At 41.1% G+C, this 13200-nt stretch carries 13 protein-coding genes and 1 pseudogene; 8 read left to right on the top strand and 6 right to left on the bottom strand.

Annotated features, from left to right (window positions below):
* Positions 1-33: 33 nt before the first annotated feature.
* From ftsE to RWN13_RS10775, 4 genes are all read left to right on the top strand, one after another.
* Positions 34-714 carry a cell division ATP-binding protein FtsE gene (gene ftsE, locus RWN13_RS10795; protein ID WP_314063230.1) on the top strand — a complete coding sequence of 227 codons (681 nt, stop codon included), beginning with the start codon at positions 34-36 and terminating at the stop codon, positions 712-714.
* Positions 715-1353, top strand: a complete 639-nt coding sequence (locus tag RWN13_RS10790; protein ID WP_314063227.1) for an FtsX-like permease family protein — start codon at positions 715-717, stop codon at positions 1351-1353.
* Positions 1354-2009: 656 nt separating this feature from the next.
* Complete coding sequence (locus tag RWN13_RS23650) at positions 2010-3512, top strand: DUF5776 domain-containing protein (protein ID WP_399553653.1); 1503 nt, start codon at positions 2010-2012, stop codon at positions 3510-3512.
* A 318-nt stretch (positions 3513-3830) separates the two neighbouring features.
* Positions 3831-4385: a GNAT family N-acetyltransferase gene (locus tag RWN13_RS10775; protein ID WP_314063225.1), complete on the top strand. Its 555-nt coding sequence runs from the start codon at positions 3831-3833 to the stop codon at positions 4383-4385.
* Between the two features lie 147 nt (positions 4386-4532).
* Here the strand turns inward: RWN13_RS10775 and menC are convergent, their stop codons facing one another.
* The 4 genes from menC to RWN13_RS10755 are packed head-to-tail and all read right to left on the bottom strand — an operon-like array spanning position 4533 to position 9568.
* Positions 4533-5645 (bottom strand): o-succinylbenzoate synthase, encoded by a 1113-nt coding sequence (gene menC / locus RWN13_RS10770; protein ID WP_314063223.1) that lies wholly within the window; start codon positions 5643-5645, stop codon positions 4533-4535.
* A complete protein-coding gene (menH, locus tag RWN13_RS10765; RefSeq protein ID WP_314063221.1) occupies positions 5632-6471 on the bottom strand; it encodes a 2-succinyl-6-hydroxy-2,4-cyclohexadiene-1-carboxylate synthase in 840 nt (279 codons plus the stop codon). Before menH ends, menC begins: the two co-directional genes overlap by 14 nt.
* On the bottom strand, positions 6461-8182 hold the full coding sequence (gene menD, locus RWN13_RS10760) for a 2-succinyl-5-enolpyruvyl-6-hydroxy-3-cyclohexene-1-carboxylic-acid synthase (RefSeq protein ID WP_314063218.1): 1722 nt from the start codon (positions 8180-8182) through the stop codon (positions 6461-6463). The genes menH and menD overlap by 11 nt, the downstream gene beginning before the upstream one ends.
* 36 nt (positions 8183-8218) lie before the next feature.
* Positions 8219-9568 (bottom strand): isochorismate synthase, encoded by a 1350-nt coding sequence (locus RWN13_RS10755; RefSeq protein ID WP_314063215.1) that lies wholly within the window; start codon positions 9566-9568, stop codon positions 8219-8221.
* Between the two features lie 255 nt (positions 9569-9823).
* Between RWN13_RS10755 and RWN13_RS10750 the strand changes: the two genes are divergently transcribed.
* Both RWN13_RS10750 and RWN13_RS10745 read left to right on the top strand, forming a co-directional pair.
* On the top strand, positions 9824-10564 hold the full coding sequence (locus tag RWN13_RS10750) for a VTT domain-containing protein (protein WP_314063212.1): 741 nt from the start codon (positions 9824-9826) through the stop codon (positions 10562-10564).
* A 39-nt stretch (positions 10565-10603) separates the two neighbouring features.
* Positions 10604-10837 carry a hypothetical protein gene (locus RWN13_RS10745; protein WP_314063209.1) on the top strand — a complete coding sequence of 78 codons (234 nt, stop codon included), beginning with the start codon at positions 10604-10606 and terminating at the stop codon, positions 10835-10837.
* 54 nt (positions 10838-10891) lie between these two features.
* On the opposite strand, the gene RWN13_RS10740 is transcribed toward RWN13_RS10745, so the two are convergent.
* Entirely contained in the window at positions 10892-11614 is a 723-nt protein-coding gene (locus tag RWN13_RS10740; protein WP_314063207.1) for a DUF1003 domain-containing protein, read from the bottom strand.
* Positions 11615-11629: 15 nt separating this feature from the next.
* Positions 11630-12067 carry a hypothetical protein gene (locus RWN13_RS10735; RefSeq protein WP_314063206.1) on the bottom strand — a complete coding sequence of 146 codons (438 nt, stop codon included), beginning with the start codon at positions 12065-12067 and terminating at the stop codon, positions 11630-11632.
* A gap of 176 nt (positions 12068-12243) precedes the next feature.
* Between RWN13_RS10735 and RWN13_RS10730 the strand changes: the two genes are divergently transcribed.
* Complete coding sequence (locus tag RWN13_RS10730) at positions 12244-12378, top strand: hypothetical protein (protein ID WP_314063204.1); 135 nt, start codon at positions 12244-12246, stop codon at positions 12376-12378.
* A 45-nt stretch (positions 12379-12423) separates the two neighbouring features.
* Positions 12424-12612, top strand: a pseudogene (locus RWN13_RS23645) (GNAT family N-acetyltransferase); the annotation flags it as partial.
* Positions 12613-13200 lie beyond the last annotated feature (588 nt).

Below are 13200 nucleotides of genomic sequence, written 5' to 3'. Positions count from 1 at the left end.
CTTAAGGAAGTATTTTTATTTTAGGAGAAAAAAATGATTAAATTAGAAAATGTGACGCATCATTATCAGTCTAAGCCAACCCTACAAAATCTGTCTGTGACTATTTTGCAAGGTGAATTTGTTTATGTGGTTGGTCCCAGTGGTGCAGGGAAATCAACCTTCATCAAATTGATCTACAATGAAGAAGTGGTCAGCAGCGGCGACATTAGTGTGGCCGGCTGTGATCTTACTCATTTGACAACAGAAGAGCAAGCCAATTTTCGTCAACAGGTAGGTATTATTTTTCAGGATTTCAAATTGTTAGAGCGGTATACGGTATGGGAAAATCTAGCCTATCCTTTGGAAGTAGTGGGGATTTCAGAAGAGCTCATAGCCCAGCAGGTGCCGACTATCTTGGATTTTGTTGGTTTATCAGGTAAAGGCCTTAATTTTCCAGAAGAATTATCAGGCGGTGAGCAGCAACGGGTGGCAATTGCTCGTGCTCTAATCCGCCAGCCTGCTGTCTTGATTGCTGATGAGCCAACAGGCAATTTGGACCCTAATAATTCTCGAATGATTCTTAAGTTGCTGGAAAAAATCAGTGCCACAGGAACTACCGTTTTAATGGTGACTCACGATCATTCACTAGCTGAACAGTTTCCTCAAAGGTTACTGACGATCAAAAATGGACAGTTAGTGGCAGATTCAAAAGGCTCAGACGGGAAGGGTGACTAAATGGCAAAGAGGTTGCTTACAGAGCAAGTCAGGAATTATCAATGGAAGAATGGGTTAAAAATGATTAAGCGTAACCGAAAGCAGGTTTTTTTCAGTTTATTGGGTAGTTTCAGCTATTTTTTATGTTTAGGCTTGGGACTCTCTTTGCGCAGGGTTTTGCGAGAGTATATTAGGATTGAAGAAGCGCCTTTGTACGAGGGTGAATTGGTCGACAGTACCTTGGGCCAATTAATGGATTTGCTATCGGGAGTGGAAATTGGGATTGTTATGATGTTGATTGGCCTGCTTATTTTTGGTTACTTCTTTTTTTATACTGGGCTAAGACGTCAGCTCATTTTGCATCAGGAAGAAATAGCCATTAAACGGTTATTGGGAAGTAGTTTAAGCCATGTGACTCGTGAATTCTATTTAGAGTATGTTCTGCCAATAGTAGTGGCTGGCTTGGCTGGTTTATTGAGTGGCGTCGTTATTTTGGGCGTCATCTATTTGATTGTCACAATAGGGTATCTGCAAAATTGGCCAACGCCCTGGTATCACCCCTTTAAAGTGAATGGCTTGATTATCATAGTCGTTGCTTTAATCATAAAAATCCATTACCGGACAACCCTCAAATTAATTACTAAGGAAAAGAGCCAGTAAAAGTGGCTAGGAGCTTAGTCCCAGCTACTTTTATTTGCGAAGACTTGTGCCATCTTTTTTTACAAGACAAAGTGTAAGAAGCTGATGACATAAAGCTCACGGATTTTTTTAGCAGACTGATAGTTGGGAGAGTTGATTTGATGTTGGTAAACAGTCAGAGCATAACTAACAATCAAGGGCAAAGGCTCCTCAAAAGACCAGAATGTCAACTGATCATTGATTGTTTCCTCTGTGGTTAAGACGGAAGATAGTTCAATCGTTTGAGGCAGCAACCAATCTTCGGGGAAAATGCTGAAACAACTTCCTGATAATCGGGCGTATGAGCCAGGATGCTGACGACCTTAAGTTCCAAGATATCTGACAGGAATGCAATAATAATTTGTTCGTTTTCGGGACGAGAGGAACAAAAGATTTCAATGTGCAAATGGTAGTTTATCATGACTTAGCAGAACAAATTCACTATAAGTATCCCACGTAAAATGAAAACGGTTTTCAATGGCTTTTTTTTGAAAGCCAGACATCAAACTGATATGTCTGTCATCAAATTGAGACCCAACTTTGGAGCAATAATAATTGCTAGGACAGATTGCCAGATGGTAAACTGTGAGAGATAAGCGTAGGATGAAAAAAGGTAAAAGGGGGAGAAGAAGTTGAAGGTGAAAATATGGGGAGCACTGTTTGTTTGTATGTTGGGAATTACTTTTGGAAATGGGCGGACAGAAGCAGCCACAACTGCGGAATTAAAAAAAGCGTATCAACAGGATAGTCGACGGAACCAAATGACCTTTGAGGACTATCTGGGATTTAATACAGGATTAGAAAAGTCGGCAAGGATTGCCCCGCGAGCCGTTGCCACGACTAATCAACGCCAAGCCATTGTGAATGAAGCGCTCAAACACTTGGGAAAAGCTTATACACAAGATCCGAAGAAGCGGATGGGGCCAACGGCTTTTGATTGCTCTGGTTTAGCTTATTATGTTTTTCAGCAAGTGACAGGCAAAAACATTGGCACTTGGACAGTCCCTCAAGAAAAGTCGGGAACCAGAATCGCAGTCAATGGGGCGCAACCTGGTGATTTATATTTCTGGGGAGATCAGGGTAGTACTTACCACGTGGCGATTGCTATTGGGAATAATCAATATGTTCACTCGCCTACCTTCAACGAGCAGGTAAAAGTGGAAAGGATCAATCCTTATTTCGCCCCAAGTTTTGCCTTAAGAATGAATTTGACTGGACCATCTAGTGTGAATTTGGCAGATTATCACACCGTCAATCCAGGGAAAATCGCAACAAAAAAAAGTGACAGTCTCTACAGCAGTGTCGAATTCAATGGAAGCACGAAAAAAAAACAGTTGCCAAAAGATAGTCTATTGACAGTTCAGAGTATCGCTTATGCAGCGAACGGGACACCACGCTTTAAAACCTCTGAGGGCTATTATTCAGCGGCCAAGGCAGATGTGATAAAAGTTGTCGGGAATATCGACCCGTTTTATACCATTAATCCGGGCCAAATCGGGGTATTAAAAGACAACTATTATTATTCTAGTATTGAATTTAGTAATGGAACCCGTGGCCAAAAAGTTGTTTCGGGAAGCCTTGTGACCGTTTTAGGTGTCGAATACAGTTCAGGTGGACTGCCCCGTTTGAAGACCTCTAAAGGCTATTTGACAGCTGCTAAGAGTGAGGTGGTAAAGCCGATTAGTAATTTGACCAGCTACTTATCTGTCAACCCACTAAAAGTGGTAACCCTAACAGACGATACGTTTTACACTTCAGTGGAATTTAATGCCAGTACTCGAAAAACAAAAATTAAAGCTGGAACGGTGTTAACCGTTCAAAAAATCGAATTCAACGGGGCGGGGGTCCCTCGGCTAAAAACGAGCAGTGGCTACTACACAGCTGCTAAAGCAAGTGTAATCAAAACAATTAGCCAAATCGACCAGTATTTAACAGTTAATCCGTTAAAAGTCGTGACATTAACAGATGATGCCTTATATACCAGTGTTGATTTTACTACTAAAACTAAAAAAAGATTGCTGAAAAAAGGAACTGTTTTAGCTGTTCAAAAAATTGACTACACAGCAAATGGGACCCCTCGTTTGAATACCAAGGAGGGGTATTTTACAGCTGCAAAGACCAGTGTTAAACAAATAAAGTAAGTTTATGCAAGCAGGGACATAAAGTCGTTTTGTTTCCTCGACAACTCGTCACAGATAAATACATGCTCCGAGCACTACACAGGTTACGATGTCCCTTATCTCTAAGGAATAACGGCAGCAAATAGAGACAAGGGACAGCGAAACGAGCAGACTTTTGGAGCGCGTCTATCGCACAATGTTCGTAAAAGTATCGGAGGGAACTATTGTCCCACCCCCTTTTGATTGAGGTGTAGTTGTTAAAAAAACTTGAATGGCGCTTCCTAAAGGGGTATGATTGACCGTAAATCGAAAGAATACTCATGTTAGGGGATAGGACTTATGGAGCATTTGGGAACAAAGCGGTTAGAAACAAAGCGACTAATATTAAGGCGATTCACATTGGAAGATGCTGCACCGATGTACCGAAATTGGGGATCTGACAGTGAGGTAACAGCCTACTTGACCTGGCCAACCCATTCTAGTCTTGCCATTAGTCAAATGGTGTTAGACCAGTGGATAAAAGACTATAAACATCTTAATCATTATCAGTGGGCAATAGCTTTAAAAGAAGATGAATGGAACCCTATCGGTTCAATAGGAGCTAATTATTGTGATGAGGATACTCGAATGGCTCATTTAGGTTATTGTACAGGGAAAGCGTGGTGGCATAGAGGAATTGTTTCAGAAGCGTTACAATGTGTCATTACTTATTTACTTGATGAGGTGGGCCTGAATCGGGTTGAGGCGAAGCATGATGTAAATAATCCCAATTCAGGAGCGGTTATGAAAAAATGTGGCATGCAGTATGAAGGAACTTTGCGACAAGCGGGTTGTAATAATCAAGGTATTTGCGATATGTCTTATTATGGCGTGCTGGCTTCGGACTGGAACTGAGAATGGGAGCAGATGTCAAAAAAAAGCCTGTCAACTCATGCTTGGAGTTGACAGGCTTTTTTTTTGTGATTTTACTGCTGATTTTCAGAAAAAGAGAACTGCTTTTAAATAGTCGCAAGAAAAAGGAAGTTTCTAACTTGTCTATGCTTAATTTTCTCGGAATAGAAGGTGGTAGCTAGCAAGCTTATTTAACTGATGCCAGTCTAGAGTGATGCCTATTCCTAACCCAGTCGGCACGGTCATCAAACCATCCTTCAAACGAAAAGGGGTGGTGATAATATCTTCATGAAAATAACGCTCCGAGGCAGAGAGGTCTCCTGGGAAAGCTAAGGATGCCTGAGAAGCAAAGTGAAGATTTAGCCCGCGGCCGACGCCAGATTCAAACATTCCACCGAGCCAAACCATCAGCTCATGTTGTTGACAATAGTCGATAATGGCCATGGCTTCTGTTAGTCCACCGACTCGGGAGATTTTCAAATTAATACTGCGACAGCTGCCTAAGTGATGAGCCAGTTGACAATCTTTTAAATTACGAATGTTCTCATCCAAACAGATGGGGGTTTCAAGTTGTTTTTGCAATTGACGATGATCTAGAAAGTCATTGACAGCAAAGGGTTGTTCAATCATTGCCAATTGATAGCTATCCAGTTTTTTTAGTTGAGGAATATCAGCTAATCCGTAAGCCGAGTTAGCATCAACCATTAGAGTGAGCTCAGGAAACAGTTGACGCAGGCGTTTGACTGGTTCAATGTCGTAGCCGGGCTTTATTTTTAATTTAACACGCTGATACCCATTTTTGACAGCTTGTTCAACGGTAGCGATTAGTTTGTTTAAGTCTGTTTCAATCCCTAAACTGATGCCAACAGGAATTTGAGAACGAGTGTTTTTGAAATAATCGCTGATGGATTTTCCCTGAGCCTTGGCGTATAAATCCCAAATCGCTGTTTCAATGCAAGCCTTAGCCATTTCATTTCCTCTAACTGGGGCGAAAAAGGCACTGACATCACGAGGATGCTCGATGAGTCGATCTACCAATAAAGGAACTAGATGATCCCTTAAAATAATGCGGGCGGTAGCGAGGGTTTCTTCCAAATAATCGGGCTGTTCAAAGGGCAAGAGCTCACCATATCCCTGATTTCCTAGCTCATCGGTTACGATTATTAAATCAAAGGCCTTCGTAGTGAGAGTGCCATAGCTAGTTTGAAAGGGTGTCATCAAAGGCAAACGAACATGGTAACTTTCAATTTTAGTGAGTTTCATTTAATGTCTCTCCTTTTAACCACTGCTTCAGGCTGCTGGCGAATAATTGGGGCTGTTCCAAATGAACGGCATGACCGGCCAGCTCAATTGTTTGACTAGTGATGGATGGTTGCAAGGCAACCATCTTTCCCGCAATTTCTTGAAATTTAGGGTCTTCGCTCCCTGTAATAAGTAAGAGGGGCATCTTGTTCAAATCAGACAGCTGGGGCCAATAATTAGGTTGGCTACCAGTTCCCATTCCCCAAAGACTTGTGGCTAAGCCAAAAGCTGATTGATGAAGTCGTTCATTTTTTATTTTTAGCTGTATCGTGTGACCCAAACGTTTTTGGCTGGCGAATAAAGGCAACTGCTCCCAACATTTCACGAATTCTGCTATGGGGGAGTTTAAAAGTTTCTGAGCTAATTTCAAATCACTGTTGCGGCGTTGTTGGCGAGCTACATCAGTGGATAAACCAGGTGAGCCACTTTCTAGTATTAAATGGGTGATGGATTCTGGGTAAGTCAACGCAAAACTTAAAGCAACACGGGCTCCCATTGAATAACCTAAAAGTGCAAAAGAAGTTAAGTTAAGGTGATCCATCAATCCCTTAAGATCTTGAATCAAACTGGTAAGTTGGTAACGATATGGATGGACTAGGCTCTCGGTTTGGCCATGTCCAATTAAATCGATTGCCAAGAGGTTGTATTCGGGAATTTCCTCGGCTATCTGTCTGAAGGTTTCACTGGTTCCTGTGAAGCCATGGAGGCAGAGGAGTGTTGGCCGAGAACTCTGATGATCGTTCAGCCAAGTATAATAATAGGCAACACCGTGACGGTTATATCTCATCGATCTGACCTAATTGCTGGTGAATGGTTGCTTTAATTCGTTCTAATTCTGGAAGGTTCTCCTGACGCTGAGTTTGGATTTCCAAAACACGCAGATGATCCGTTGGCGTCTTAAGTAAGTGTACCAACTGCTGTGGGCTTTCTACTAAGTGATAGCTTCCTTCATAGAGATCGGCAACCAATGAAAAGTCCATGTCCAAAGGCGTACCGAAAAGAGCCTCGAAATCTGGTTCTTCCAGTTGATTCTGTGAAAGAAAGGAAAAAATGCCACCGCCATTATTATTCAATAGAACAATCGTTAAAGGTAGTTGGTATTTTTTACTGAGAAATAGTCCATTCATATCGTGATAAAGAGTTAAATCCCCAACTAGTAAGACGTTTTGTCGATGTGGCGCAGCTGCCGTCATTCCTAAAGCGGTTGAAACAACACCATCGATGCCGTTGATACCCCGATTTCCATAGAGTTGGTAAGGAGTGGCTCGTGGTACCATATAACGATCCAAATAACGAATAGGCATGCTGTTGGCGACAAATAGCTGCCCATCAGCTGTCATATGTTGATGAACCAGCAGACTAGCCTGAGCTTCAGTTAATTGAGGACTATCAGTGACTAAAACCTCTTGAACTAGCTTTTCAGAAACTTTCCATGATGCTAACCAAGCCCGTTCAATCGGCTCTAATGGCAGCGCAAGTAGCTCGCTGAGTAGGCCTTGTTCATTGGCTTGAATCATGACTTGAGCCTGTTTTAATTGTTCTTGCCATTGGCCATTTTGATCAATAAAAAAACGTTCAGTGTCAGTCGCCTCAAGAGTAGCAAGCCAAATCATTAGCTCTTTTGAAATGGGTAAGAGGCCGAATTGCACGATAATTTCAGGCTTCAATTTTTCAGGCAAATCGGCAATCAGTAAGTCGCCGCCGGCAATAATCGAGGGGCTTTGACTGCCACATGTCAGAATGTTTGCCAGCGGATCACTTAAGATTGGCCAGCCAAGAGACTCTGCGAGTTTGATGAATTGCTGAGCCTCCCTGGTCCCTTGACTACCGCCGACAATTAGCAAGCCCCGTTTATTAGACCAATGGGCGGCCAGATAGGTTAAGTCGCTGTTATTTAAATGTTGTTGACCTTGAAAGACTTGTTTAGTAGCAGGTGATGAGCTGGTTAAGTTTAAGTCAGGCAACAAAGGTTCTCTTAAAGGAAAGTTTAAATGAACCGGTCCAGCAGGGATTTGACCAGCTGTCTGGACAGAACGCAACCCTTGCCAATAAGCATAAGTGAGCATGGTTGGTGTAGCCTCAGGTAAGGCCATCTCCACAAACAGTTTGACATGCCCTTGAAACAGATTGAGCTGATCCATGGCTTGAGGAGCGCCGACTTGTCGCAATTCATGAGGTCGATCAGTTGTTAAGACAATTAACGGAATATTGCTTTCCTGAGCTTCGCAAATCGCAGGGTAATAATTTGCCGCTGCTGTTCCAGACGTACAAAGTAAGGCCACAGGCCGATTCTGAGTTTTACTTAACCCTAAAGCGAAAAAACCAGCGGAACGTTCATCGACGGCGATAAAGGTTTGAATGGCTGGCTCTCTGTGCAAGAGTAATGCGAGTGGCGTAGAGCGCGAACCAGGGCTAATGACAGCCGTCTTGACCTGACTGGCAATCAAGCCCTGAATAAATTGTAATAAATAACGTGTCATTATTTCTTGATGGGACATCTTGATTTCCTCCTAATTAAACACATACAGTTTACCTTAACCGATTGCTCGCAACATGGGTTGGAATTTTATCGCCGTTTCCTGTCGTTCAGATTCAGCCACTGAGTCAGCAACGATCCCACAACCGGCATAGAGATAGCCCGTTTGTTTAGTTAAAATCGCCGAGCGGATGCCGACGGCGAATTCACCACAATCATCTTGAAGTGAAACCCAGCCAATGGGGCCTCCGTACAATCCCCGACCTAAAGGTTCATGTTGGGCAATAAACTCTCTAGCTAATCCTTTTGGTTGACCGCCGAGAGCAGGGGTGGGATGTAATTGTTTAACCCCTCCAATCAAGGTTGTGCCATCTTTTCTTTTCCCTCGTAAAGGAATATGTAAATGCTGAATATCACGATTTTTTAAGAGACTTGCTGGTTGAATAAGCAAGTCCTCGGCGATCATCTGTTGAAAATCGCCAGCAATTTGGTCCACGACAATTTGGTGTTCTTGCTGATTTTTCAGATCGTTTAACAGTTCTTGACCCAAACGTTGATCCTCTTCCAGTGTGGCTCCTCTGGCAATCGAACCAGCAATGCAGGCGGTGATGTATTCAGAACTAGTCCCTTGAAGCAACCGTTCTGGACTTGCCCCAATAAAAAGATAATCGTCTTTTTCCAAAGCGTAAATGTAAGTTGCTTGTTGCTGCTCCGTTAAGCGTTTCAGAATTGTAGCAGTTTGCCATGGTCGTTGACTGTTAATGGCTAACTGTCGAGCTAACACGACTTTTTTTAAAGGAGAATGTGCTTTAATCTCTGCCACAGTTTGGTCAACAACTTCTAGCCACTCTTCAACATGGAGCTCTTTTTTTGTCAGTGAAGTCTTTTCTTCAGAGGGCAGAGGCGCCTTGAACCAGGTCAGAAGGTCTTCTTGTCGCTGGTGCCAGGCCTCAGATAATTCTTCCAAGGAAGAGGCAGCGAAGTTGAAGGTACTATAAGCATGACTGTCAATGATGCTAACCATTAAAGCTGGCAAATAAAACAACCCTTGATCGAGAGGTCCCCAAAGCTCTTCTGCGTGATGGGCGTGATTAAAGGGCAGACCACCGAATAAAAGGCTGCCTGTTCCAGGTATGTGTTGATTATGATAGATGTTATCTTGTTTAGCCTTCATTAGATGAGTTAATTCTTGGTCAGTTAGTTCAGTTGGAATAAGCATTTCCTGTTGACCACAGCCGATTAATACTAAATCATGGCTAGGTGTCTGCCAGTAAAAACGCTGACCTTGATAAGCTTGGCTTTTAGCGAAAAGAACTAAAGGATCGATTGCTTGTGATACTTCTACTATCCAGCTAAATTCACGATATCCTTCTTTATATGCTGTGACGAGAGAGTCTGGGAGATTCATGTGTTGCGATACTTCCTTTCTGTAGGCACTTCTGTAACTAAAAAAGTGACAGTTTCAACTCCCAATTATCTTAAGAATTTAGTTGAAAGTCAACTATTTACATTTATTGGACATAGGTGGAGGTTATGTTGTGAAAGCTACCTTGGCTATTAGTTTATATTACGGTCAAACTGTAGTATTATGTAGCTATATCACTTCTATTATAGACGTATTTAAAAGATATCACTTTAAAAAAACTGACTGACGGGAGACTTTATGAAAAATAGAAAGGAAATAGTACTTTCAATTATTTTACTTGCACTATTTGTGGTCTTGATTTTAGGGCTGTTTGTTGATTTGTATCCATTACTTAAGCAGGTGATAAAGGATTCTGGTAATGAAGGCAAAGTTGTGTCCTATATCCATACTTACGGTATCAAAGGTGTGCTAAGTTTAATTGGTCTACAAGCACTTCAGGCGATTTTAGTTGTGGTGCCATCAGCCGTTGTGGAAATACTGGCAGGTCTCTGTTACGGCATATGGTGGGGGACTTTAATTAGTTTGTTTGGTTATGTGCTGGGGAATACGATTATCTTTTTGGGCGTCAGACAATTCAAAAAAACCTTTGGGATGTTTTTTGCCAGCCGTCTTAAGGAGTCCAAGAAAAAGAATAAATTTTTTGATTTTAATAAAATTAAGGAAATGGAAAAACCTGAGTTATTAGTCTTTGCTTCCTATGTTATTCCTGGGGTGCCAAATGGGATACTGCCTTATATGTTTGCCCAAACGGAGATTACTTTGAGCCGTTACTTAATCAGTATGTCTTTGGCAAGTTTACCATCGACGATTATGTGGACGTGGTTAGGTGATTCAGTGTTGAAAAAAAATTATGCTATCATGGGGATAATCGCTGTCGTGGTATTGCTGATACTTGTAATCAGTCTTATTTTTAAACGTCAAATCCAAGAAAAAATGAACCAATTGTCTAAGAAGGGCAAAGTGGTTGAATCAGTTTAGTCTAAAAGCTGACAATTGCTGTTATAAAGGAGCGGGAAAATGCAAAATAAAAAAGTTACTTTGGCGCTGGCTCTAACAGCGGCTGCCACAATTGGGTTGTTTGTCACAAAAGTGATTGCTGAGGAGGCCACCTTATACGGTTTAGCTATCTTGTTATTGTTGTCTTTCATTCCGTCTGTGTCTTCGAAGGAAATTAAGTTTAAAACTGTTTATCTGGTCTTTTTCCCTGTCTTCATTGCTTTGTTATTTTTCATTAATTACGTGTATCGTTAAAAGTCTTTTAAGATAAAAACATCATCGCCTCAGATACTTGAGGCAATGATGTTTTTATTTGTTGTCGTTAATCTGACCGTTTTCTATTTCATTGATTTGCTTTTGTAATTCTTCAAGCAAGGAAAGTTGGATATTTTGCATTTCAACGAGGTGTTGCCATTCGTTGTTAAGCAGGTGATCCATTTTTTGATGGAGCAGGCGAATTTCTATTTCGGCCTTTAGGTTAGTTTGGTAATCGTTATTGGTTTGCATCCGGTCCCGCTCTCCTTGGCGATTCTGACTCATCATAATAACAGGGGCCTGAACTGCCGCCAGGCAAGAAAGAACCAGGTTTAACAAGATGAAAGGATAAGGATCAAAAGGTTTGGCAAAAAGAGCAATTGAATTGATAATAATCCAGACGACTAAGACTCCGATAAAAGTAAAGATAAAAGGCCAGCTACCGCCAAAACGAGCAATGGCATCTGCGGTTTTCTGACCTGCAGTTAACTGATCATTGATACTAGTATTGGTGTTTTCAGAAATTGGTGAACCGGTCTTAATGCTGCTGATGACTGTTTTATTAATTTTGGCCATTTCATCAGAATCGCTTTTTATCTGACTTTTAATATGGGCAAGGCGATAATCCATAACATGAGAAAAACAGATAAGCGAATCATCCTTAAGTTGGGGATAATCTTTCAATAAAAGAGCTTGAATTTCCGGTTCAATGTGTTGAAAAAGAACTGCTGAGGATAAAGAGGTCGAACAAATATCGCATTTTTTTTGTGTCGTCATTGAATATTCCTCCATCTAATTAATAATAATAAAAACACGGATATGAACAAGAGCTAAGACCGCATTATTGATCCCCTCTGCAAGGGCATTTAACCAGGGGTGTCCCTCCAGATTTGACTGGTCAATTATTATTTCGTGTCCCATATGAGTTACGACTTTCTCAAAATCAATCTCCCGGTGAGGGTATAGACTGTAGATATAGTCTGCGATGACTGGATTTTTATAAACTTCTTTGAAAGAAGTAGGAGGGGTGGTGGGAAAAGTCAGAAGCTCCTCAGCGTGAGGGAGGGCAGACAGAGACCTACCACTAAAATCCAATTGAATCATGTTGGAGGTGATGTCGATTTCTTTTGTCTCGATTTCACCAAAAATAACACCAAGCATAAGTGTTTCAAAAAGTTCATTCCATTCTTTGATTTTTTCTAGTTGATCTTGTTGCAATTGATCTGTCATTTTATTACCTCTTTTGATTTTTTTGTGCCTTAATTATAACATAGCTATACTAAAAAAGCGGTTTCTTATCATTTGTGATAAAATCGTGAGAAGGGTGATTTATCCGACCCAAAGAAAGTCTAGCCTGGTTTTATGATAAAATTATGTGATGAGATGAAAGGTGTTGAGAGGGAAAAATGGGAGTAGTAAAGGATCACAACTGGATGAACCCCTTTATTCAGAGAGGCTTGTTTTGCGAAAGCCTTTATACAGAGAACTTAGGGATTGAAAAAGACAATGATTTTTCGATGGTCTGGTTGACAATCAATTAGTGGCAAGATTAAGTTGCTTAGAATGAGAAGGTAAGTGTCGTACATTTAACGAGTTTTGCCGTTGTTTCGCGATACCAGGGACGGGGTTATGGTCTAAGATTAGTCCGCTTTCTGATAGAAGATCTAAGTTTACGAGGCTATGAAAAAATTAGTGTCAATGCTCAGGCAACAGCAAGAGTCTTTTATGAAAAATGTGGGTTTGTGGCAGTTGGTGAGCGACATTATAATAAATAGAATTACGTAGTGTCACTAGTGTTGTGAAGATATAGGGGCGTATTTCTTTAATTAAAGGGAGGGAAAAGACAAAAAAGCCTTTATATTGTTTGGTTGACTTACAAAGACCAATATAAAGGACTATCTCACTGATACGTCTAATTAAAAAAAGAATGAGAATTAATATCAAAATTTTAAAGGTTGATTGAGCCGTCACCTGTTTTATAACAAGCCATTTCATCATCGGTTTGTTCAAACAGAACAAGTAGTCCAGTGAGTGAAACCATGACTCATTTTCAGAATATTAAGAATGCGTAGTTATGAAAAAAGTCCCTCGTTACTAGCTAACTGCCATCTCAGCGATAAACTTCCAAAGGATGGATTGTTATGCTAAAAAATCAAAACGTCAATGGACGAGTGAAGTTATCAGTCGTTTTATAACGAATTATTTTATCGACGTTCTTGATCAAACAGAACAAGCAGTCCAGTGAGTGAAACCATGACTCATTTTCAAAATATTAAGAATGCGTAGTTATGAAAAAAGCCCCTCGTCGCTAGCTAACTGCCATCTCAGCGATAAACTTCCAAAGGATGGATTGTTATGCTAAA

The organism is uncultured Vagococcus sp., assembly GCF_963518325.1.
GTDB lineage: Bacteria > Bacillota > Bacilli > Lactobacillales > Vagococcaceae > Vagococcus_D.
This window is presented reverse-complemented; position numbering and strand designations above follow the sequence as displayed.